The sequence below is a fragment of the Bacillus sp. 22-7 genome (assembly GCF_010628845.1).
Lineage (GTDB): Bacteria > Bacillota > Bacilli > Bacillales > Cytobacillaceae > Cytobacillus > Cytobacillus firmus_B.
This window is the reverse complement of the sequence record NZ_NJQY01000006.1, coordinates 350,176-372,038: the sequence shown is the minus strand read 5'-3', so window position 1 is coordinate 372,038 and position 21,863 is coordinate 350,176. Positions and strand designations below refer to the sequence as shown.

The window sequence follows — 21,863 nt, the reverse complement described above, 5'->3', positions numbered from 1 at the left end:
GTCTGAAATAAATAAAAAAGAAGGAGCATTATTGCTCCTTCCCTGCACCAAGCTCTTCTGCCAATTCCACAATCGCTTTGTTGATTCTCCAGACGAAATAAAGATGATGAATCAAATCACGCTGGGATTGCTGCCTTGGTGGTGCCATTCGTTCAATTTGTTCTCTTTCTCGGTCCAGACTATAGACAAGTGTGCCGTCTCCGCTTTCTTTAATCAGGTCCATTAATGTTTCAATATTTAATTCAAGTTTCTCCTCAATTCTTGTGAAAACATCGACCAGCTCATCAGGATAGTCGAATCCTTTCCGGTAGGAGGAAGCCACCAGATGTCTTGCATAGTAATTGATGGCTGAAAAAAGGGTGATCCATCTGTTAACGTCAGCATGGCGCGGAGATCCGGGTTTTTTTATCAGCGATTGCGCTTCGACGTTTATGGTTTTAAGCTTTTGATCCAATAAGAAGCCTTTGCCTGAAAGCTCCTTAACATTCACATCTTCCCGGAAGCTTCGCACATATGCCGTGACATACGGTTTCAGTTCTTGAAGATAATCATTTATCGTATCGGCCACTTTATCCTTCGTTTTTTTAGGAAAAATAAATAGAGATACGCCGAATGCAATGCCGGCACCGGCAATCGTATCGATAACCCTGGAACTGATAAGGGAGAATGATATTCCGCCAAGTAAAAGGTCATACATAAAAGCGACCAGCATCGTAATAAACATGCTCATTAATGTATAAGAGACTTCAAATAAATAAAAAGAGAAGAAAACTGCTGCAAAAATGAGCGTAATTTCCAGCACAGAATGGCCGCTGACCACTCTGGCAAGCGTAAATCCAATCACTGCCCCGATAATCGTTCCAACTGACCGCTGAAAACCTTTTGTATAAATGCGCCCGATTGATTCGGTTCCGAGCAGAACGATAAAGGCTGTTAAAAGAACCCAATAAGGCTGGTCAGGCGAAAGAATCTGTCCAGCAATGATGGATATGATGGCAGCAGTCAATGCCTGAAACGCTTTTTTGGTGGAAAGTTTGAGGCTCTTATCTTCCTTAGGTGATTCATCTTCATCAGGCGTCTCTTCAGATACTTCTATTTCATTGTCTTTTACTTTATGAAGCGCCTGCTGTATAGTTATGCCGCCCTCAATGACATGGTTTGCAAGGGACTCGATCCGCCTGATCAAGTAAAGCCATCCTGCCGGTTTGTCTTCCCTGTTGAACAAATCCATAATAAGCAGGCGAAGTGCCTGTACAGCAAGCTCTGCTTCACGAAGATTTTGTTCTTCATATTGATGGGCAAGAACTTCAGCGTCACGGAGAGAGCGGGTGACCCAGACCAGGAGGTTTCTCAGCTCTTCTATGTCAAGGGCATTCGCTTTTTTTAAGTTCCGGATGGAGTCAGTCAGGGTTTCAATCAGCATGCCTGTATCAAATATATATAACCTCAGCTGGGATGGAGTCAGCCCTTGCCATAATTTCTGCACATCATCCTCATTGATATACTCTGAAACGATTACAGCATAATCCCGGAGTTTAAGCACGTTTCTCCGCAATTCTTCCCGCTGATGAGCAGTCATACGCTCTCCCTGCATTCCCTCAATTAAGAGATTGAAGGTAAAATTACTTTGGAAATGAAAGGAGCGGATGCTTCTTTTCAGGTTTTTCGCGGTGTCCTGAAAAAGAATGAAATTGAACAGGAAAGCATACGCGACCCCAATCCAGATCCCGAAGTAAAAGGAAGGAAGCTGGCTGGCTGATAATTGCAGAATAGATGAGAAATAAAGTGTCATGAATGCGATCATGCATAATGAGAAATAGCGGACACCAAAGCGGGTCAAATAAAAGCTTAAAAATATTAATGCAACCATTGAAATATCGGTAAAGATTGTGCTTTCTGCCAGCAGTGAACCGATTGATACCCCTGCCATTGCTGAAAATCCAAGGATGCCGGTTGTGAGCATTTTCCCTTTTTTAGAGTCATCCATCACAATCATGATGCCAAGCATGCCGGCCATTCCGGAAACAATTGCCGGAGTAAGGGCGAGAGCGGCATCTGCCCCACCCAATTGCATAAGAAATAGAGTTGTAAATACCGAAGCCATTAAACTTAATGTGGCCCGTCCGGCTTTTTGAAAACGGATCAGGCCGGGGTCGGACGCCAGCAAGCGTCCAAGCCATCGGTGTTGGATTTGAAGCTGCTTCATTGTTTCACCAATCTTTTTTTTGAGAGTTAAAGTGTATTTTACCATTCGTACTTTTATTATCCAAATGAACCAACTTAAGCTTTTTCTGTTTTTTAGGTTTTAAAACAGAACAAATGTTCTATAATAGAATATGGAGGGATTTATTATGCCGCTAAAAGACAGAGGGAAAATAAAATGGCAGCCTGCTCACTTCATGCCGGAACACCGGGCGATGCTAAGAAAGCTGGAAAGAGATCAAATGGCGCAAAACAAGCCGCTCATTGATGAATATGAATTGGAGGAATATGAAAACAAAATTCACTATGCAATGGAATTTGCTTATCTTTTGAAAGTAAAAGTCTGGCGGGAAGGATTTTTCCTCGAATACAAAGGAAGGGTAAACCGACTGGATGGCATCAGCAGAAAAATTCATCTGCAACTGGAGAGCGGGGATCTGGAGAAAATTAACTTTGATGAAATAGCCGGGGCGGAAGTGGAAGAATGAATAATATTTTATAATTGCAGCAGACTCGAGGAACTTACCTCGAGTTTTTATTTGGGCCGTGGACCGCAAACCTGGAGAAAACACACCCATTTTTTTCAATTTTTAGATATAATAAAGAAAGAGCAGCTGGGAGTGAGTAGCGTTAAAGTACATCAAACATTTTTTCGTTATAAGGAGACTTATCAATGAATGAATTGTTAACAGATTTACTTGATAATCTGCAAAAGTCAAACGGAGGTCATATTCTTTATCACTATGATCAAATGGATTGCTATCTTCAAAATGCGGTCTCATACATAACGGCTGGTGTAAGATGCGGCGGACATGTTTTATTTGTGGAGAATGACCGAAATTATTTTCTTATTGATAAAGAATTAACTAATTTGTTAGGAAAAGAGGAATTAAACAGAGTTCATTTTATGAATAATTATGATTTTTATTACACTAACGGTAATTTTAATCCTGATACCATTTACATTTTTTTCTTAAACATATTCAGCCTTATTTAGACAGCAGTTCTAAGATATATACATGGGGTCTGGTTGAGTGGGGTAACGTGAAGGACTACATTCCGTTAGTGGAACAATATGAAAAGAATCTAAGCAATGCCATTTCTGACCATGACCTGATTTCCCTGTGTGCGTATGATAGCAAAAATACCCCTCCGGAACTAAAGGAGAATTTAATGCGCTGCCATGATGTGCTCATAACAGACAGAGAGTATAAATACCTATAAAATGTTCTTAGGAGAAACCGATGGAAAAGATCACATTTCATGATATTTATAAACCGGGACACACTGTTCTGGAAAATGACCTAATTATTCATAACCATAATCCTGACATGCTCCTTCAGTATGACAGCAATTTTATTGCCTTTAAAAGAATGCCTTCCGTTCAGGAGTTTGAGGAGGCACATCAATATTTAAGAGATTTTCATCAGAAAAATGGCCAAAAGCATGTAAGATTTTATTTTCCGGATGATGAGGAGCTTTCTGGAGAGCTTGTGGCTTTCTTTCAGCAGGATAAAGATAATACGGTTGGGTTCCTGGAGTTATTTGCGATTCTTCCGGCTGATTTTCCGGAAGTCCAGGAAAGGGAAGAAATTAAAGTTGAAAATGTAACGGATAAAACATGGAACGATTATTTGGAATTTCAGTATGAGCAGGATTCGGTATATGGGGAAAACTTCGCAGAGAAAAAGAAAGCTCAGCACTTAAGAAATTACAAAGATGAAAGTATTCAGCAGCTTATTGCATTTTATAAAGGAAAGGCAGCCGGATCTGTTGATGTCATTATCAAGGAACGAACAGCTGAAATTGATGGACTGATGGTCCATGAGGATTTTCAAAAAAAGGGCATCGGCAGCTCCCTGCAGAAATCCGTGATGGATCAGTATAAGGATAAAACGATCATTCTTGTGGCGGATGGAGAAGATACTCCAAAAGAGATGTATCGCAGGCAAAATTACCGGTATATTGGAAAGAAGTATAACTTACTAAAAATATACGAATGAAGGGAAACCTGGTTCAATATGAGCCAGGTTTTTTTGTGTCAATAAAACATTGTTTTACAGTGAGAAGCGCGAACAGTATTGATTTCGTGGTGAATTCCGGAAGATTTGTCGAAAAAAATCAGGAAAAAAAGAATAAAAACACATTTCATACGTAACAGTGTTATGTTACAATCATATCATCAGAAAGGAGTCCTGGAATTGAGCGATGAATTAATTTCAAAAAAAGAGGTTCTGGATTTAACTGGGATTTCATATGGACAGCTTTACCGGTGGAAAAGGAAGAACCTGATACCTGAGGACTGGTTTGTCAGGAAATCAACTTTTACAGGGCAGGAGACTTTTTTTCCAAAAGAGAAAATCCTCGAGCGGGTTGAAAAGATACAGAAGATGAAGGATAGCCTTTCTTTGGATGAGCTGGCTGATTTGTTTTCATTGAATGCTTCGAACCTGAAGCTGCCAAAGGAAAGTCTGATTGCTAAAGGAATAGCTTCTGATCCGGTTATGAATATCTTTCTGGACACACAGGGAGAGATTCACGAATTCAATTATTATGAGATTTTAAAGCTTTATATACTTTCCAGCCTGCTGGAATCGGGGGATATCCATATCGAAGAAGGGAAAATGCTCCTTCAGCTATTAAATGATCATCAAGAGATTCTGCAGCAGCCAAAAGCTGTGATCTGCTTCATTCGAAAACTCGGCATGTCCAGCTGCCTGGCTTCAATGAACGGGGAACAGGTCCTTCTCGAAAAAGGGACAAAATTGGCAGCCGCTATATCGGTAGAGCAATGTGCTGAGGAATTAAAATCCAAATTGGCATAGGAGGAAATGCTGTGGAAATGAAAACACTGGGGAACTTAATCATTAATGGAGTTGGATCGGTTAATGGAGGAACTTTTAATAAAGTCGAAATCAATGGAAAGGGCACGGTAAATAGTGATATAGAATGCGAGAGATTCAATTGCAACGGTACGGGGACGATCCATGGAAACGTAAAAACCGAAAAAGGAAAGATCAGCGGTGCAGCCAAGATCCATGGAGCAGTTAAAGCTGAATCTTTAAATATCAACGGCTCCGCATCCATTTCAGAAGCTGTCCACAGCCAAAAGCTTGAGGTTGCCGGGAATTCCTCCATTGGAGGTTCTGTAAAAAGCGATGAAATGGTAGTGAACGGGAAAGCAAAGATTGCAGGAGACTGTGAAGCGGAGGTTTTCCGCGCGGAAGGGGCTTTTAAGATAGATGGTTTACTAAACGCAGAAACGATTGATATTAAACTATTTGGAGAAAGCAAAGCGAAAGAGATTGGCGGAAGAAAGATAAAAGTGGCACAGCATAGAGAAAGCCTGTTTAAATTGATCAAATCACTCTTCCCCCTCAAGCTCGAGGCAGAATTAATTGAAGGTGATGACATCGAACTTGAAGGCACCTCAGCTCTTGTCGTCAGAGGCAAAAATGTCAAAATCGGCAAAAATTGCGAGATTGGACTAGTGGAATACTCGGGAGAATACGAATGTTCACCAGACTCAGTGGTGAAAGAATCCCAGTTAATATAGAATCATGAATTCCTAACCTGATTGGTTAGGTTTTTTTATTTAGGCTGTTATCAAAAGGCTTTTTGAATAGTATTTACTGAGTTGATTGGAGTGGAAGGTGCGAGATCGTCGAAAATGAATTCGCATTTTCTTCGTGCGGTGAATACTCAAGGAAGCTTAATCTAAGTCTTGCGGGAGCAGCGGGAGAGGTGAGACCCCGCAGACGCGCATCTTCGAGGAGGCTCACCGCTCGCCCCGCTTTTTGCTGAGCATCTTGGAGCGGAAATCAACGGACAACATTGATAGGCGAAAAAAAAATCTATACGAAAAGAGCCTTTTTTAAAAGGCAAGATATTCATAATCCAAATGGTACCGGGCACACTAACAAACAAGATTCGTTTTCCAAAGGAGATTTACTGTGTTCCGGAAACATTACAGTCACCATAAAAAGATAAGTAAGAGTATTCACTCTAATATTCAATACTTAACAGAGCAGTTTGGCAACAGCTCCGATCTATCAGTCCGAAATATAATACTTTCAAACCAAGGAAAAGCAGCCCTCATACATATCCAGGGGATTGTTGACGACCAAAGCCTGCATGACAATGTTCTGCATCCTATTCTTTCCTTTAGTAATGAACAAAAATCTATTCGAAATTGGTCCGATGAAATAACTCAGATCATTTCGGTACCTAAGGTGAATATCATTGATGAATGGCCCGTATTAGTCGACGGTCTGCTGAGCGGGGACACGGTTATTTTGATAGAGGGGCATTCAGAGGCGATCCTTGCGGGAACAAGAAAGATTCAATCAAGGTCTATTACAGAACCTACCACACAAACGGTGGTGAAAGGGCCAAAGGATGGATTTACAGAGAATTTAGGGACGAATATTTCGCTGATCCGTGCCAGAATACAAAATAACAATCTAAGGATTGAACAGACAAAAGCAGGGAAAGTGACCAAAACCGATATAGGCATTTTATATATGGCGGGCATAGCGAAAGAGGAAATCGTCAAGGAAGTGAAGGAAAGAATCAGTAAAATCGATATGGACAGTATATTGGACACAAATTATGTGGAAGAAGCCTTAAAGGACAACAGGAAAACGATCTTTCCCCTCTTCCAGAATTCAGAGAGGCCAGACGTGGTCTCTGCTAACCTTTTAGAAGGCAAAATTGCGATCATTATATAGGGAACACCATTTGCATTGATTCTGCCGGCTGTTTTTATCCAATTTTTTCACTCTCCTGAAGACTATTATGCCAATTACCTGGTGAGTTCTTTTTTAAGACTCATTCGGGTTGGCTCGTTTTACGTTAACATGTATGCATCGGCCATTTATTTGGCCCTGATCACGCACCACCATGGCTTAATCCCTACTACTTTAATGGTGACGCTCATGGCACAAAGAGAACAGGTTCCTTTTCCAGCCATTGTGGAATTACTAGTAATGGAGCTAGCCTTCGAAGTCCTGCGGGAAGCCGGGATCCGAATGCCAAGGGCCATTGGTCCGGCTGTTTCCATTGTAGGGGCACTTATTCTCGGGCAGGCTGCAGTCGAAGCAGGCTTTGTTTCAGCGGCAATTGTGATCATCGTGGCGACGACAGCTATCTCAAGCTTTACACTGCCTAACCCTAATATTGTGAACGCCGCACGCGGATTGCGTTTCATTCTTATTTTTGCCGCTGCTTTTATTGGATTCTATGGAATTATCCTGTTTTCTTTATGCATTATTTTGCACCTTTGCAGCCTTAAATCAGTAGGAGTCCCATATCTCACTCCACTCTCACCGGTCAGAGTCAGCGGTTTGAAAGACAGTTTAGTCCGGATAGGCACCTCTTCCAAGTGAGGCTCCTTGATCCGGAAGTCAATTAAAAGAGCAGGGATGAACGTATGAAAAAAGTCATTTCGGTCCTGTTGATAATGGGTTTACTAACGGGCTGTTCCAATTATAGAGATTTAAATGAAGTCGGTTTAATAATCGCCATTGGCATAGACCTCCCCCAGGAAAGGGAATCAGGCTATCGGGTCACGTATCAATTAATCAACCCGGGTTATTTTTCGCAAAATGGGGCTGTAAACAGCCTTCCGGTTATTAATTACACAGTCGAAGCAGAAACGTTTATTGAAGCGTACCGGATGGCGTCTTTAATCATTCCAAGAGAGAACAGTGTTACTCATCTTTCTTTGATTGTGATTGGAGAGGCTCTTGCAAGAGAGGGGCTGGGGCTTATATTTGATGTGTTTGAAAGAGGTGAATCACGCTCTTCGTTTCCGGTTTTTATTGCAAGGGACACGACTGCGGAAGAAGTTCTGGGGGTCATTGAGCCGCTGGAATCCAATCCAACGAAAAGCATCATCAGTACCAGCGAGAATAATGAAAAAATGTACGCCATCTCAGAAATCGTTCCCATTTATCGGGCCATCTCCCTTTTATCAGGTGAAGGGCAGAACCTTATGCTGTCAGGCATTCATTTGAACAAAACGCTTAAATCTCAGAATCAGACGGATAACCTGCAGGACATCAAGCCTCCGGTCGTGGAGGTAACTGGCTTAGCCTTGTTTAAAAAAGATCAATTAGCCGGCTGGTTTGACGGCAAAATCGCAAGAACAGCCCATTTAATCAACTCAGCCGCTGAATATACATCCTTTCCGCTGCCATGTAACAGTAAAAAAAATATGACCGTCACGACAAAAGGAATAAGGTCGACCATTAAGACAGAGTTAAAGCCAAAATTGACCCTGGCAGTTGACGCAGATATTAAGGGATATATTGCTGAACTGGAATGCTATATAAAAATTGACAGTGATGAAGAAATAAGAAAGATTGAGAAAAAATTAGAAGAAGAGGCTGAAAGCCAAATAAGGGAAACAATCAAAATGGCGCAGGAAATGGAAACCGATGTATTCGGTTTCGGCAGAAAACTATCAATAAATAATCCGAATTACTGGAAAAAACATAAGAAAGAATGGAATACGCTATTTAAAAATGCGGATATTGAAGTAAATGTGAATGCAAAAATTTCGAACGCAGGGTTGCTGACAGATCCATATAAACTACAATAAATCTGGATGTGAAGTAAATGCCGAAAGATAAGATTGATGGAATACAATTGTTCTGCTTGATGGTCCTTTTTATGTTTGGGACAGCCGTGTTTCTGGATCTTGGAAGCGGAGCCCGCCAGGATGCATGGATCGTTACGATTCTTTCACCCATTGCCGGGCTGGCAATCTTCGCTGTTTACTATCGTCTTTACAGACAGCATCCGGATTTGCCGCTGACAGAATACGTGAAAAAAATTTTAGGAAAATACCTGGGAAGCCTTATAAGCTATATGTACATTATCTATTTCATTTATATCGCGTCCAGGGTTTTGCGTGATGTTGAGGAATTGCTGATCAGTTCTCCTTATGCCAAAACCTCCATTATTACGCTGGGTATCTGTATGATGTTTGCATTGATATACGCAGTTCATTTAGGTTTTGAGGTATTTGCAAGAGCAGGGATTATCTGTTTCGCCGTCATGACAGTCACTTTATTGCTAATCCTGATATTCTATGTGATCAGTGACTTGATTCACCTCGAAAATTTACGGCCTGTTTTGGCTAATGGATGGAAGCCGGTCATCGGGGAGATTTTTCCGGTTAATATGACGGTTCCCTATGGAGAATTGGTTCTATTTACGATGATCCTTCCTTTAATGAAACGGAAGACAAAGATTTTGAAAACAGGAAGTATGGCAATTGCTTATGTAGGCATTTATTTAACTATTAATACTATAATCTTAATTTGTATTCTTGGTGCAGACCTCCTTGAGCGTTCGGCCTTCCCGGCATTGGCTGCTGTTGGCTATATTGAAATTGGGGGATTTATTCAGCGTCTGGATCCTTTTATCATCCTATTGATTGTATTTCTGGGGTTTATTAAAGTGGGCATGTTCTTCTATTGTGCGGTAATCGGAATGAATAACCTTTTCAAAATGAAGCCAAATGTTTTTACCTCCTATTTTATGGGCGGGATTATTTGTCTTTCTTCCATTATGATTGCACCAAGCTATCAAAGCCATCTGGATGAAGGATTAAAAGTAGTGCCTTATTTCCTGCATATTGCTTTCCAATTCGCCATTCCTGCTGTATTGCTAGTATTGGCGTCAATCCAGCGTAAATGGAAACTGGGAAAAGTGTGAATAGCGGTTATTTTTTCTTCTTTTCCTGTAACAAGTACATAACGAATAAACCAAGGATAAAAATTACCATAAGAAAATAATCTTCTCCCTGTGCGGAAGACAGAACACTTTTTATGCTTTGCCAGGATTCAAATAATGGATGACCCTGGATATAATCAAGAGAAACAATGAGGCTGATTGTACCGGCTAAAAGTGATAAGAGAATGAATAAAGCACGCAAATGATTCACCCACAGGTATTAGGATATGTATTAGGTTTAACATGTTTTTTCTTTTATAAACTTAATAGGAACCGAGGGTGGCGGAAAATTACGGAATGAATAAGGGATATAAGCCTGTTCTGCAGCATAATGTACAAATAACGAAAAATATACTTTATTATTCATAGAAAAATAAATAAATTTTTTATTTTTGTAAGCGCTTTAAAGGGTTGAAGTTTTCTGAAGACTTTGATAAGATTTAAAAAACCGAAAAGGCTATGTGTAACTGGCGAGACGCGGATCACCGCGGGGGAGCACATAGTGTCGAAGCCGTTCGCCTGGGCAGAGGTAAGGGATTCTACCCTTGCCTCTTTCTGTTTTAAAATCTGACAAAGTTAGTTGAAAAGGGGAGAATCCAGTGAGTACCATGACTTTAGACAAAGTGAAGACGATAAAAACACTGAATGCCATTGCGCCAAGCGGTCTTGAAGTGTTTAACAAGGATCATTTTACAATTGATAATGAAAGCGGCAATCCGGATGCAATTGTTCTTCGCAGCTTTAATATGCATTCTATGGAATTGGGCGATCGATTAAAAGCAATCGCCCGTGCAGGAGCAGGAGTGAATAATATCCCGGTGGAGAAATGCACTGAGCAGGGAATTGTCGTGTTTAATACACCTGGCGCCAATGCGAATGCCGTAAAAGAAATGGTGCTTACTTCCTTAATGGCTTCATCCCGCAATCTTTTTGCCGGCATCTCCTGGACCAAAACGCTGAAAGACGAAGGAGATCAGATCCCTAAGCTTGTAGAAGCAGGGAAGAAGCAATTTGTCGGAAAAGAAATTAAAGGCAAAACGCTGGGCGTCATCGGATTGGGGGCAATCGGGGCACTTGTGGCCAATGATGCACTGGAACTTGATATGGATGTCGTTGGCTTTGATCCATTTATTTCTGTTGACACGGCCTGGAACCTGTCCCGCAATGTACAGCGTGCTATGAGCATCGAGCAGGTGTTTGCAGAATCTGACTATATTACTGTACATGTTCCATTAACCGATGATACAAGGGAAATGTTCAATGAAGATTCTTTTGGCATGATGAAAAAGGGTGTTCACATCCTGAATTTCTCACGCGGGGAGCTTGTGAATGAAGCAGATATGGCAGCTGCCCTTGAAAATGGAAAAGTGGGCAAGTATATTACAGACTTCCCAAATGAAAATATCCTGAAAATGAAAAACGCAGTGGCGATTCCGCATCTTGGCGCGTCAACGAAGGAATCTGAGGAAAACTGTGCTGTCATGGCAGCAAGACAGGTGAAGCACTTCCTTGAAACAGGCAATGTCAAAAACTCGGTGAACTTCCCAAATGCTGCTCTTCCTTACACTGGCAAGCGGCGTGTCACTGCTTTTCATAAAAACATTCCCAATATGGTCGGACAAATCACACTTGCCATTTCAAGCTACCAGCTGAATATCGCAGACATGGTGAACCGCAGCCGCGGTGAATATGCGTACACCATGATCGACATTGATAATAAGGTGAATGGCGATGTGATCCCTGGACTGCTTGAACAGATTAATCAAATAGAAGGCATTGTTACGTCACGGATTATATAAAATGCAGCCTCAATTCCGATGGGATTGGGGCTTTTTTTGAAAGCACACAGAACTAATCTTAAAAATAGTATAGGTGCAGTATAAAATCAGCTATCCTTAGAATAAACTGATAAAAATTTTAATCCCCCGTATCTTTTTGTTCTCTTATTGCGTTATAGAAGCAGAGATGTATTAAAGGAGTGAACAGGTTTATGAAGCATGGGAAAGTTCAGGCTGAATCAAGGAGTTCCTTAAAACAGAAGGAAAGCTGTATTGCAGATATCTATCCTTCACTGCAGAGATATAGCCGGTTTCTTGCACAGAACCGCTGGGATGGGGACGATCTAGCTCATGAAGCAATCGTCCGCGCTTATAAAAACTATTTGCCTGAGAAAATTAATCAGGCTCTTTTAAAGAAGATTGTCTATAATTGCTGGATTGACACTCTTCGAAACAGAAAGCGGGAGCAGCTGGCAGAGTCGCCTGAAGGTGAAAAGAAGAATTCCATCTCCAGTGGAGGAGAAGCAATCAGCCATCTCATCAATCGTCTAACATTAAAACAGGCAGTTATTTTTACGCTGAAGGAAGGGTTTCGATACAAAACTAAAGAAATTGCTGATATCATGCAGACTACTGAATTTGCAGTGAAGTCCGCGCTGACCCGTGCACGGAAGCAGCTTCAACAAGCAGTTGAGGATAAGACTCAGGATATTTTTGCAAATGAGGAAGAAGAAAAGCTTTTTCATCTGATGCAGCAATCAGTGGCGGCTGAAGACCCGTCCATCCTAATAAAGTCCATCCCTTTCCTGCAATCCCTGGAAAGCTATTCGAAGAAGCCTGTTCTGCCCGTCTCATCTCCTTCTAATACTCTCTGTATGGCGGCATAGATCCGCATAGAACAGGAGGGATAAAGATGACAGCAATACCATATGTCATTGAGCAGTCCAGCAAGGGAGAACGTTCCTACGATATTTACTCACGTCTTTTAAAAGATCGGATTATCATGATTGGTGAAGAAATTAATGATGTGGTTGCCAATAGTGTGATTGCCCAGCTGCTATTTCTTGCAGCGGAATCTCCTGAAAAGGATATCTCTCTTTATATTAATAGTCCGGGCGGTTCGACAACCGCAGGGTTTGCCATCTTTGATACGATTCAATATATAAAGCCTGATGTGAGAACGATTTGCACAGGAATGGCTGCGTCATTTGGGGCAATGCTTCTGCTGGCAGGGAAAAAAGGAAAACGCTACAGTTTGCCGAATAGTGAAATCATGATTCATCAGCCGCTTGGCGGAGCGAGGGGGCAGGCGACCGAAATCGAAATTTCGGCGAAACGGATATTAAAACTGAGGGAGCACATCAATGGAATTATTGCAGAAAGAACTGGCCAGCCTGCAGAAAAAGTGGCGCGGGATACGGACCGTGATTATTTCATGACTGCCGAAGAAGCAAAGGAATACGGGATTATTGATGAAATTATCTATAAAAGCTAGGTAAAAAGAAAAAGCAGCCGATGGTGGCTGCTTTTTCCGTTTGATCATTTTTCTCCGGTGTAATACTCGTCAATTGCCCGAAGCCAATTAACACGTGCGATATTTCCGGCCTTTTCTCTGTCTTTTTGTTCAAAAGCTTTTAATATATCTTCATGTTCTTCAATAGAACGTTCTTTTAAAATAATAGTCTTATTATAGTATAACCGCATGACATGAGCCTGCAGCATGGAAGCTGTATTCGAAATATAAGGATTCTGAGCAAGATCGATAATGATATTATGAAACTTTTCATCCTGCTTCAAAGCTGAGAAGGTATCTCCCGCATTTAGAGCTTTGGCGAATTTATGATTGATGTCCCTGAGAATATTGATTGTCTCCTGGCTGATAACAGGAGCGGCTAGTTCAGCAGCAAGCGCCTGAAGGACGCCCAAAGGAGGCAGAATCTTGCTGATATCTTCCGGGTTAACTGAAGTGACTTGAGTTCCGACACCCGGGAACATTTCGACAAATCCCTGAACATTCAGCAGCTGAAGCGCTTCCCTGATAGGGGTGCGGCTGACTCCTAACGCTTTGGCAAGATCAGCATCGTTTAATTTTTCCTTCGGCTGAAGTGTCCCGTCAATAATCCACTCCTGGATTTGGGAGAAGGCGCGATCTTTAGCGGATACACGAGTAGGTGATGAATAATTAGAGGGTATTGGCATAGCTGTGACCACCTTTTCATTTCTAGCAATTTTCCTGCGGATTTATAGTTATTTCCAATAGATTATAAATTTAGTATATAGAAGTATCTTAAAAAATTCAATATATCGCATGATTCGACAAAAAGATTTATGCGATATATTGCATAAGTATTTTGAATATGTTATCTTGAGTTATGCGATATATTACTAGAGTGCAAAAATAATAATATTAGCGCGCTATAATATCAGAAAATTTAAATTTGTTAAATTTATAGCCTTGTTAATAGGAGGAAATAACCATGACGAACAAAGTACCATTCTCATTTACAGTGACAGTTGGTTTTATGCTCTTTGCCTTATTTTTTGGGGCAGGAAACTTAATTTTCCCTGCAATGCTGGGCCAATCGGCAGGAACGAATGTATGGTCAGCAAACGCAGGCTTCATTATAACGGGTGTGGGTTTGCCATTGCTTGGCATCCTGGCTTTGGGCTTCTCGGGGAAAAGTGACTTGCAATCGCTGGCAAGCCGTGTCAATCCATTATTCGGACTGGCTTTTACAGTAGCCCTGTACTTATCAATTGGACCACTTTTTGCGATTCCGAGAACAGCTACAGTTTCATACGAAATCGGCATTAAGCCTTATCTGTCAGAAGGAAGCGGTTCAGTCGGCTTAATTATATTTTCAATTATTTTCTTTGGAATTACAGCATTTTTCTCTTTGAATTCATCAAAAATTGTTGATATCGTAGGAAAATATTTAACACCTATTCTTCTAATTGTTATTGCTGTTTTGATCGGTGCGGCATTCTTTAATCCAATGGGTGCATTCCAGGCTCCGACTGAAGCCTATGTGAACGGTGCATTCTTTAAAGGGTTCCAGGAAGGCTATCTGACAATGGACGCATTGGCAGCATTTGTATTCGGGATTATTGTCGTAAATGCTGTAAAGGAAAAAGGCGCTGCAACCAAGAAGGAGATCATGGTATCTATTGCCAAAGCAGGAGTAATTGCTTCCGGTTTATTAGCAGTCATTTATACATCCCTTTCCTTTATTGGAGCGTCAAGTGTCAGCGGTCTGGGAGCATTGGATAACGGCGGTGCTGTTCTATCAGGTACGTCTGCGCATTACTTTGGCTCATTTGGTACACTGCTTCTAAGTGTAATTGTGTTTGGCGCTTGTCTGACTACCAGCATCGGTCTGATCACAGCGTGCTCTTCATACTTCAATAAACTGATGCCAAAAGTTTCTTACAAAATGTTCGTAGTGGTTTTATCTATATTCAGCGCCGTTTTTGCCAACTTTGGTTTAAGCCAGCTGATCACCATTTCTGTACCTGTATTGGTGGGAATCTATCCATTGGCGATTGCACTGATGGCTCTTACATTCCTTCATCCGATTTTTAAAGGCAGGAAAGAAGTTTATCAGGGAAGCATGCTTTTCACATTTGTGGTAAGTTTGTTTGATGGCTTGAATGCAGCAGGTATTACATTCGCGCCAATCAATGACCTATTTAGTGCAATCCTTCCTTTATATGATGTTGGCTTAGGCTGGATTGTCCCGTCCTTGGCAGGCGGTCTGATCGGTCTTGCGATTGCAGTAATAAAGGGCAGCAGCCAGTCAAATTCTTCTGAAGTGAAGAAAGCGGCATAATGTGTGCAACCTCCAGTTTTCTGCTGGAGGTTTTTTTGTGAATTTTGTAATTACGAATATTAATTAGTAATTATGAACTAAATATTCGTTTTTCAGTTGAATTTATAAGGATTATTTGTTATATTGGCAAAGTAAACTTATAAAAAACATCACTCGTATATGCTCGGTAATATGGTCTGAGCGTTTCTACCTGGTTCCCAATGAAAGAACCGGACTACGGGTTAAAGTATAAAAAAAGCTGTATTCTTTTTTGGCAGCTGCTTTAACTCTATGGTCTGGAAGGTAGAATTCATTCTGCTTTTTTAGGCCTTTTTTATTTTCTATTACCGGCACTACGGTGCATCAGACACCAGGAGAAGGGGAGAACGTAAAATGAAAAAGAAATTAGCATCAATCGCTGCCATCGCAGTCATGTCTGTATCCGTGCTTGCAGGGTGCACTTCAGCACCAAAATTTGAAACAGAAGCAGAAGGGGCACAAAAGCCAATTCTTATTCAAGGACCTATGCCGATCGAGGCAGAAAAATTTGCCCAGCGATTAGACAAGGTTAAGATTGAAAAATCAGGGAATTTTGTTTTCTATAAAGGAAAATTGGACAAGTATCCAGTCATCGTTGCCAAGACAGGAAAGGGTATGGAAAATACAGCTGCAGCTACCGCGATTGCCGTTGAAAAATATGATCCAGCTGCAATCATCAATCAGGGAACATCCGGCGGCCATGATCCGAGCTTGAATGTGTATGATATTGTATTAGGCGAAAGAACAGTCAATATCGGATCACTGAAAACGGGGCATTTAGAAGAAGGAGAAGGAATCGAACCAACCAATTGGATTCCAATGGACCTCATGGCTTCTGAAGGAAGTGCGGGGGAAGACCCTGATGCAGAAAAGATTCGCTACTTTGAAGGTGATGAAAATCTGCTGGCCGCTGCCAATGCCGTAAAAGATAAGTACACCAAGGGCAAGGTAGTTGAAGGAACGATAGGTTCAGCAGACTTATGGAATAATGAAGTGGACCGCATTAACTGGTTCCATGAAAACTATGAAACATCGGTGGAAGAAATGGAAGGTGCTGCAGCAGCGCAGATTGCCGGAGCATATGGTGTTCCATTCCTGGGAATTCGCGTCCTTTCCAATAACAAGACAAACGGGGGCAAGTACGATCCCAACACCGCGGCAGCAAATCAGGATTTTGTGTATGAAGTTGTAAAGCAGTATATTAAAGAGATAAGTGGTAAATAGTTTGAAGTGTGAAGCTGTTTGGATATGGAAATCAGAGTTGGAACCTGGTTTCGTTTCGGACAGGCAGAGTGAGGTTTGAGTCCATCTTCGGACACAGAAGGCGGGAATCCGCGGATTTGAGTCAGAACTTGGTCCATCTTCGGACACAGAAGGCGAAAATCCGGAAGTTAGAGTCAGAACCTGGTCCATCTTCGGACACAGAAGGCGAGAATCCGGGGATTTGAGTCAGAACTTGGTCCATCTTCGGACACAGAAGGCAGGAATCCGGAAGTTAGAGTCAGAACCTGGTCCATCTTCGGACACAAAAGGCGAAAATCCGGGAGTTAGAGTCAGAACCTGGTCCATCTTCGGACACAGAAGGCGGGAATCCGGGAGTTAGAGTCAGAACTTGGTCCATCTTCGGACACAGAAGGCGAGAATCCGGGATTTGAGTCAGAACTTGGTCTATCTTCGGACACAGAAGGCGGGAATCCGGGGATTTGAGTCAGAACTTGGTCTATCTTCGGACACAGAAGGCGAAAATCCGGGAGTTAGAGTCAGAACCTGGTCCATCTTCGGACACAGAAGGCGGGAATCCGGGGATTTGAGTCAGAACTTGGTCTATCTTCGGACACAGAAGGCGAAAATCCGGGAGGTTAGAGTCAGAACTTGGTCTATCTTCGGACACAAAAGACGAGAAACCGGGATTCTGATTCCGAACCCAGGCACCGACCCAATCAAAACCCGTCACCAAAATGATAACGCAAAAAAAGAGTCTTCCCCAAGCGGGAAGACTCTTTTTTATGCTTCTAACCAGGTCTGTGACCATTTTTCTATTTCTTTCATTAACGGCTCCATGGCAAGGCCTTTTTCTGTTAGGGAATATTCAATTCTTACAGGAGTTTCAGGGAAGACATTGCGTTTTACGACTCCCTCATTTTCCAGGTCCTTTAGCCGGTCTGAAAGAACTTTGCCGCTAATCCCGATAGAAGATTCGATGCTGCAGAAACGCTGTGGGCCGTTAAGTAATTGATAGATGATTAATCCGGTCCAGCGCTGGCTCAGTATGCCAATGGCTTTTTCAAATCTTGGGCAAATTAGTGATTTCTCCATCCGTATCACTCCTTGTTTATTATTATAATCATAAACCAAAAATAATTAAATAACTAATAATAAAATAATTACTTGACGACACTAAATATAAATAATATACTAACTTACATAAAGTAAGTAACTAACCAAGGAGGAAAAAACATGAACAAAAACGAATTAGGCCATTTCATTCTGCGTGCTATTTTAGGATTTATTTTCTTTATTCATGGTTTATCAAAATTTCAGGGAGGCATCAGCAATACCGCTGGTTTCTTCGATAGTATCGGCATTCCTGGCTTTATGGCTTATATTGTTGCCGTTATCGAGCTGGCAGGAGGCATAGCGCTTATATTGGGAATCGGCACAAAACTAGTTTCTGTATTATTTGCTGTTATCATGCTCGGAGCAATCTTTACCGCTAAGCTGCCTCTAGGTCTGCTTGGAAATGGTCAAATGGCCGGCTATGAATTAGATTTAATCCTGCTTGCAGCATCAATCTATTTTGTTTTAGCGAAGGAATCACCACTGTCTCTTGATAGCAAGCTAATACAATCTAAAGCAAATTAATGGGAGGAGAAATTAACATGAACTTTCACCAAAAACCGATAACCTTTGTTGCGCAGGTCCATATAAAAGTTCAGGATCTGGAACGGTCCCTGGCGTTCTATCAAGACGTAACCGGATTTAAAGTGTTATCAAAAACAGATAGAACGGCCGAACTGACTGCTGATGGCAAAACACCATTGCTTACCATCGAACAGCCTGAAAACGCTGAACCCAAGATGGGAAGAACAACTGGTTTATATCATTTCGCTCTGCTGCTTCCAAAACGCTCCGATTTGGCTAAAATAGTGCGTCATTTCGTCGAGATCGGGCTGCAATTTGGATCATCCGACCATCTTGTCAGTGAAGCACTTTACTTATCTGATCCAGATGGCAATGGAATAGAAATTTACATTGACCGCAGTCCTTCCGATTGGACTTGGAAAAATGGGGAAGTTATGATGACCGTCGATCCGCTGGATTTTCCTGACCTGCTGTCCATTGGTCAGCAGCAGTCCTGGAAGGGCTTGCCCGCCGGCACAGTCATGGGGCATATTCATTTACATGTGGCTGAACTGGCTAATACTGAAAAATTCTATACAGAGGGACTGGGATTTGAAGCGGTCTGCCGATATGGCACACAGGCATTATTCATTTCAAGCGGAAAATACCATCATCATATTGGTTTGAATACTTGGAATGGAGTGGGAGCTCCGCAGCCTTCAGAGAATAGTGCCGGACTCCAATCCTTCAAGCTCATTTTTGAAAATGAAGCAGCTATAAATCAGGCAGTGGAAAATTTGAAAAAACTGGGCGCGGCGGCAGCAGTTGAAAATAATCAGGTAATTACGGAAGACCCTTCAGGGAATCGAATTATTTTAGGAGTATAAATTATCATCAGGTGGTGTGAGGGATGGGTTTTTTTAATCAATTATTTGGGAGAATATCTAAGGAGGAACAAACAATGAGCGAGAAATTAAATATTGGAATAATCTTAGGAAGCACACGTCAGGGGAGAGTTAGCCCTCAGGTCGGTTCATGGGTAAAAGAGATTGCCGATAAACGCGGTGATGCCGAATATGAGATTATAGATATCGCTGATTTCAAGTTGCCATTCTTAGGTGAAGCGGATTCGCCAGGAATTGCTGCATGGAATGAGAAGCTTAGTAGCCTGGATGGATTCATTTTCATTGTTCAGGAATATAACCACAGTATTACAGGGGCCTTAAAAAATGCACTTGATCTGGCCCGTGAACCGTGGAACAATAAAGCTGCAGGAATTGTAAGCTATGGGTCAACCGGCGGTGCGAGAGCTGCTGAACATCTGCGAGGAATCATGGGTGAATTAATGATTGCTGATGTGCGCGTGCATCCAACATTGTCTTTATTTACTGATTTTGAAAATGGTACAGTATTTAAACCTCAAGATCTTCATCTCGATAATGTGAACGCAATGATTGACCAGGTGATATCCTGGAGTGGTGCATTAAAAAACATTAGATAGCGCAAAAGCAGAACCCTCGAGGTTCTGCTTTTTTAATCTTATTCTGAATAGTGGTTTTTAGGGCGGATAAAAAGGAAATAATTAAACAATCCAACGAGAAGGGAGTGGTCCTGGTGTGGAATGCTGCATTTTGGGGCGCAGTTTCAGGGTCAGCGGTCCTGCTAGGGGCATTGGCAGCCATGTTTCTGCCCATCCGGAAGAAATTAATCGGGTACATTATGGCATTCGGTACAGGTGTCCTGATTGGTGCAGCCTCATTTGAGCTTCTTGGGGAGTCTGTCCATAACGGCGGGTTATTGCCGACCGGCATTGGATTTATGGCGGGGGCTGTTACCTTTACCCTCTTCGATATAATGATTTCCAAAAAAGGGGCACAGCACAGGAAAAGGTCCGGCCATAAAGCAGCAGCCAGCAGCGGAATTGTGCTTTTCGCGGGAACCATTATGGATGCCATACCAGAATCGATCATGATCGGAACAAGCCTGCTTGAAGCAGATTCGGTCAGCTTTCTTTTAGTCACCGCCATTTTTATCAGCAACTTTCCTGAGGGGCTTTCAAGTACTTCAGGTATGAAAAAAAGCGGTTACTCAAAAAAGAAAATCATTCTCCTTTGGAGTTCGGTATTTGTCATTTCGGGAATGGCATCAATGGCTGGGTACATATTTTTGGATGGAGCTTCAGAAGAGGTGCTGTCAGGGATTGCCGGATTTGCCGGAGGTGCGATTATTGCCATGGTTGCATCCACGATGATGCCTGAAGCCTTTGAGGACAGCGGTCCGGTGACCGGATTTATTGCAGCGATCGGCTTGCTGGCTTCATTGGTCCTGGATTATTTTTCTTAACATCTTTTCGAAAAATCATGAATGTTTGGCACCTCATGTGGAAAAGGCAAAGCAGGGGGTGTTATTCATGAAGATAAAAAATATTGTTAGGGAACAGCAGGAAGATGTGCATATTGAGATCGGCAGCTACAAAATGGTCATTGAAAAGCGATATCAGGCTGTTTCATTTGTAAATGACATGCTCCTCGGTGTTCTTTATTTAATCGGAAGTATACTATTTTTGACAGATGTCAGCCAGACGGTTTCCATCTCGTTTTTCCTTGCTGGAAGTATCATGATGATCATCCGTGCAGGCTTAAATTTATTGAAGGATCTTCATATTAATAAGATATCACGAAAATAAAACGGGTTTTGCAGAACGCCAAAACGGCAATACTAGCGACATAGTTAAAAATATATTTATTTTTAAAGGAGAATCGAGATGGCTGAAGAAACAGATAAGGTAAGCAGTGGAAAGAAAGCGGATGTTGGCGATACGATTAGCATCATAAGCGGATCTGAAAAAGGGAAAAAAGGCAGAGTAGTCGTGGTCCGGGATAACTCAGTCATTGTAGAGCTTGGGGTCAATCCGAAAAAGGATGAGCCCATTAAAACGGTGATCAGCCATAAACGCTACAAAGTCGTTAAATAATGGGGGAGGTACAGGAATGAAACCTAAGTCGAAACGGACTTCTGCCTCCATACCTCCAGATGTCCGGGAAAAAATTATTAGTTTAGACAGGGATGAAAAAGCCAAGCGGCAAACAAAACGGCCGCAGTAATAGGATTTCCATGATAGACGAAAATGCTGTCATGGATTTTTTTACTTTTTAGGAATTATATAATCGCGATAGGTTTATACCTTTGTGGATGAATTTATCTACGTCTAGCTTCAGCGCCTACCCCCCTCGAGGTCACAAGCTTGTCTTGTTTCGGCTCCTAGGGACTCGTGACATAAGCCAATCCCTTCCAGAAGGAAAGAACACCTTCTTGCACGGCTCGTCTTATGCTTGTCGTCCCTAAGCAGTCGCCTCCACATTTCGGACAAGCCTCCCAAAAAGGCAAAGAACGCCTTTCCGGGAGGCTCGTCTTGTGCTTGAGGCCCGCAGGATGCGGGTCATGCAGACGT

21 protein-coding genes, 2 pseudogenes and 2 riboswitches are annotated in these 21,863 nt (G+C 42.0%); of the genes and pseudogenes, 19 read left to right on the top strand and 4 right to left on the bottom strand.

Going from position 1 to position 21,863, the window contains the following annotated elements:
* Positions 1-28 precede the first annotated feature (28 nt).
* Positions 29-2,206 carry an FUSC family protein gene (locus CE058_RS05675; protein ID WP_226617595.1) on the bottom strand — a complete coding sequence of 726 codons (2,178 nt, stop codon included), beginning with the start codon at positions 2,204-2,206 and terminating at the stop codon, positions 29-31.
* Positions 2,207-2,351: 145 nt separating this feature from the next.
* Between CE058_RS05675 and CE058_RS05670 the strand changes: the two genes are divergently transcribed.
* The 8 genes and pseudogenes from CE058_RS05670 to CE058_RS05630 all read left to right on the top strand — a co-directional run bounded on the left by CE058_RS05670 (position 2,352) and on the right by CE058_RS05630 (position 9,927).
* Positions 2,352-2,690 (top strand): YolD-like family protein, encoded by a 339-nt coding sequence (locus CE058_RS05670; protein ID WP_163140987.1) that lies wholly within the window; start codon positions 2,352-2,354, stop codon positions 2,688-2,690.
* Positions 2,691-2,875: 185 nt separating this feature from the next.
* Positions 2,876-3,426: pseudogene (locus CE058_RS25250) on the top strand (MEDS domain-containing protein).
* Positions 3,427-3,446: 20 nt separating this feature from the next.
* A complete protein-coding gene (locus CE058_RS05655) occupies positions 3,447-4,205 on the top strand; it encodes a GNAT family N-acetyltransferase (protein ID WP_163140982.1) in 759 nt (252 codons plus the stop codon).
* A 198-nt stretch (positions 4,206-4,403) separates the two neighbouring features.
* Entirely contained in the window at positions 4,404-5,027 is a 624-nt protein-coding gene (locus tag CE058_RS05650) for a YhbD family protein (protein ID WP_163140979.1), read from the top strand.
* 17 nt (positions 5,028-5,044) lie between these two features.
* On the top strand, positions 5,045-5,758 hold the full coding sequence (locus CE058_RS05645) for a polymer-forming cytoskeletal protein (RefSeq protein ID WP_163141152.1): 714 nt from the start codon (positions 5,045-5,047) through the stop codon (positions 5,756-5,758).
* Between the two features lie 397 nt (positions 5,759-6,155).
* A pseudogene (locus tag CE058_RS05640) lies at positions 6,156-7,589 on the top strand (spore germination protein).
* Between the two features lie 44 nt (positions 7,590-7,633).
* Positions 7,634-8,806, top strand: coding sequence for a Ger(x)C family spore germination protein (locus CE058_RS05635; protein ID WP_163140976.1), 1,173 nt, complete (start codon positions 7,634-7,636; stop codon positions 8,804-8,806).
* A 17-nt stretch (positions 8,807-8,823) separates the two neighbouring features.
* On the top strand, positions 8,824-9,927 hold the full coding sequence (locus CE058_RS05630; RefSeq protein WP_163140973.1) for a GerAB/ArcD/ProY family transporter: 1,104 nt from the start codon (positions 8,824-8,826) through the stop codon (positions 9,925-9,927).
* Positions 9,928-9,934: 7 nt separating this feature from the next.
* Here CE058_RS05630 and CE058_RS05625 read toward each other — a convergent pair whose 3' ends face one another.
* Complete coding sequence (locus CE058_RS05625; protein WP_163140970.1) at positions 9,935-10,147, bottom strand: YczF family membrane protein; 213 nt, start codon at positions 10,145-10,147, stop codon at positions 9,935-9,937.
* A gap of 251 nt (positions 10,148-10,398) precedes the next feature.
* Positions 10,399-10,477, top strand: a riboswitch (ZMP/ZTP riboswitch).
* A gap of 67 nt (positions 10,478-10,544) precedes the next feature.
* Here CE058_RS05625 and CE058_RS05620 point away from each other — a divergent pair.
* From CE058_RS05620 to clpP, 3 genes are all read left to right on the top strand, one after another.
* Complete coding sequence (locus CE058_RS05620) at positions 10,545-11,744, top strand: phosphoglycerate dehydrogenase (RefSeq protein WP_048010753.1); 1,200 nt, start codon at positions 10,545-10,547, stop codon at positions 11,742-11,744.
* Positions 11,745-11,935: 191 nt separating this feature from the next.
* Positions 11,936-12,610, top strand: coding sequence for a sigma-70 family RNA polymerase sigma factor (locus tag CE058_RS05615; protein ID WP_163140967.1), 675 nt, complete (start codon positions 11,936-11,938; stop codon positions 12,608-12,610).
* Between the two features lie 26 nt (positions 12,611-12,636).
* Positions 12,637-13,218, top strand: coding sequence for an ATP-dependent Clp endopeptidase proteolytic subunit ClpP (clpP, locus tag CE058_RS05610; RefSeq protein WP_035329466.1), 582 nt, complete (start codon positions 12,637-12,639; stop codon positions 13,216-13,218).
* 44 nt (positions 13,219-13,262) lie between these two features.
* Here clpP and CE058_RS05605 read toward each other — a convergent pair whose 3' ends face one another.
* Entirely contained in the window at positions 13,263-13,922 is a 660-nt protein-coding gene (locus CE058_RS05605; RefSeq protein ID WP_163140964.1) for a GntR family transcriptional regulator, read from the bottom strand.
* Between the two features lie 278 nt (positions 13,923-14,200).
* Between CE058_RS05605 and brnQ the strand changes: the two genes are divergently transcribed.
* Positions 14,201-15,553: a branched-chain amino acid transport system II carrier protein gene (brnQ, locus tag CE058_RS05600; RefSeq protein ID WP_163140961.1), complete on the top strand. Its 1,353-nt coding sequence runs from the start codon at positions 14,201-14,203 to the stop codon at positions 15,551-15,553.
* 133 nt (positions 15,554-15,686) lie between these two features.
* Positions 15,687-15,790, top strand: a riboswitch (purine riboswitch).
* A gap of 135 nt (positions 15,791-15,925) precedes the next feature.
* The gene (locus CE058_RS05595) at positions 15,926-16,795 is read left to right on the top strand and encodes a 5'-methylthioadenosine/S-adenosylhomocysteine nucleosidase (RefSeq protein ID WP_163140958.1); all 870 of its coding nucleotides are present in this window, start codon (positions 15,926-15,928) and stop codon (positions 16,793-16,795) included.
* Positions 16,796-17,575: 780 nt separating this feature from the next.
* Here the strand turns inward: CE058_RS05595 and CE058_RS05590 are convergent.
* Positions 17,576-17,887 carry a winged helix-turn-helix transcriptional regulator gene (locus CE058_RS05590; RefSeq protein WP_048010760.1) on the bottom strand — a complete coding sequence of 104 codons (312 nt, stop codon included), beginning with the start codon at positions 17,885-17,887 and terminating at the stop codon, positions 17,576-17,578.
* Positions 17,888-18,028: 141 nt separating this feature from the next.
* Here CE058_RS05590 and CE058_RS05585 point away from each other — a divergent pair, with 141 nt between their 5' ends.
* The 6 genes from CE058_RS05585 (at position 18,029) to CE058_RS05560 (ending at position 21,386) form a co-directional block, all read left to right on the top strand.
* Positions 18,029-18,433: a DoxX family protein gene (locus CE058_RS05585; RefSeq protein WP_163140955.1), complete on the top strand. Its 405-nt coding sequence runs from the start codon at positions 18,029-18,031 to the stop codon at positions 18,431-18,433.
* A gap of 17 nt (positions 18,434-18,450) precedes the next feature.
* Positions 18,451-19,299, top strand: coding sequence for a VOC family protein (locus CE058_RS05580; protein WP_163140952.1), 849 nt, complete (start codon positions 18,451-18,453; stop codon positions 19,297-19,299).
* Between the two features lie 23 nt (positions 19,300-19,322).
* Positions 19,323-19,913, top strand: a complete 591-nt coding sequence (locus CE058_RS05575) for an NADPH-dependent FMN reductase (RefSeq protein ID WP_163140949.1) — start codon at positions 19,323-19,325, stop codon at positions 19,911-19,913.
* A gap of 113 nt (positions 19,914-20,026) precedes the next feature.
* Positions 20,027-20,755, top strand: coding sequence for a ZIP family metal transporter (locus tag CE058_RS05570; protein ID WP_163140946.1), 729 nt, complete (start codon positions 20,027-20,029; stop codon positions 20,753-20,755).
* Between the two features lie 67 nt (positions 20,756-20,822).
* The gene (locus CE058_RS05565; protein ID WP_048010765.1) at positions 20,823-21,098 is read left to right on the top strand and encodes a YrhK family protein; all 276 of its coding nucleotides are present in this window, start codon (positions 20,823-20,825) and stop codon (positions 21,096-21,098) included.
* Between the two features lie 78 nt (positions 21,099-21,176).
* The gene (locus tag CE058_RS05560) at positions 21,177-21,386 is read left to right on the top strand and encodes a DUF2187 family protein (protein ID WP_035329457.1); all 210 of its coding nucleotides are present in this window, start codon (positions 21,177-21,179) and stop codon (positions 21,384-21,386) included.
* Positions 21,387-21,863: the final 477 nt, after the last annotated feature.

Coding starts and splice junctions, on each gene's coding strand:
- CE058_RS05630 (WP_163140973.1), top strand. CDS start 8,824: ATGCCGAAAGATAAGATTGATGGAATACAATTGTTCTGCTTGATGGTC.
- CE058_RS05580 (WP_163140952.1), top strand. CDS start 18,451: ATGAACTTTCACCAAAAACCGATAACCTTTGTTGCGCAGGTCCATATA.
- clpP (WP_035329466.1), top strand. CDS start 12,637: ATGACAGCAATACCATATGTCATTGAGCAGTCCAGCAAGGGAGAACGT.
- CE058_RS05670 (WP_163140987.1), top strand. CDS start 2,352: ATGCCGCTAAAAGACAGAGGGAAAATAAAATGGCAGCCTGCTCACTTC.
- CE058_RS05615 (WP_163140967.1), top strand. CDS start 11,936: ATGAAGCATGGGAAAGTTCAGGCTGAATCAAGGAGTTCCTTAAAACAG.
- CE058_RS05560 (WP_035329457.1), top strand. CDS start 21,177: ATGGCTGAAGAAACAGATAAGGTAAGCAGTGGAAAGAAAGCGGATGTT.
- CE058_RS05645 (WP_163141152.1), top strand. CDS start 5,045: ATGAAAACACTGGGGAACTTAATCATTAATGGAGTTGGATCGGTTAAT.
- CE058_RS05675 (WP_226617595.1), bottom strand. CDS start 2,206: ATGAAGCAGCTTCAAATCCAACACCGATGGCTTGGACGCTTGCTGGCG.
- CE058_RS05595 (WP_163140958.1), top strand. CDS start 15,926: ATGAAAAAGAAATTAGCATCAATCGCTGCCATCGCAGTCATGTCTGTA.
- CE058_RS05655 (WP_163140982.1), top strand. CDS start 3,447: ATGGAAAAGATCACATTTCATGATATTTATAAACCGGGACACACTGTT.
- brnQ (WP_163140961.1), top strand. CDS start 14,201: ATGACGAACAAAGTACCATTCTCATTTACAGTGACAGTTGGTTTTATG.
- CE058_RS05565 (WP_048010765.1), top strand. CDS start 20,823: ATGAAGATAAAAAATATTGTTAGGGAACAGCAGGAAGATGTGCATATT.
- CE058_RS05590 (WP_048010760.1), bottom strand. CDS start 17,887: ATGGAGAAATCACTAATTTGCCCAAGATTTGAAAAAGCCATTGGCATA.
- CE058_RS05585 (WP_163140955.1), top strand. CDS start 18,029: ATGAACAAAAACGAATTAGGCCATTTCATTCTGCGTGCTATTTTAGGA.
- CE058_RS05635 (WP_163140976.1), top strand. CDS start 7,634: ATGAAAAAAGTCATTTCGGTCCTGTTGATAATGGGTTTACTAACGGGC.
- CE058_RS05575 (WP_163140949.1), top strand. CDS start 19,323: ATGGGTTTTTTTAATCAATTATTTGGGAGAATATCTAAGGAGGAACAA.
- CE058_RS05605 (WP_163140964.1), bottom strand. CDS start 13,922: ATGCCAATACCCTCTAATTATTCATCACCTACTCGTGTATCCGCTAAA.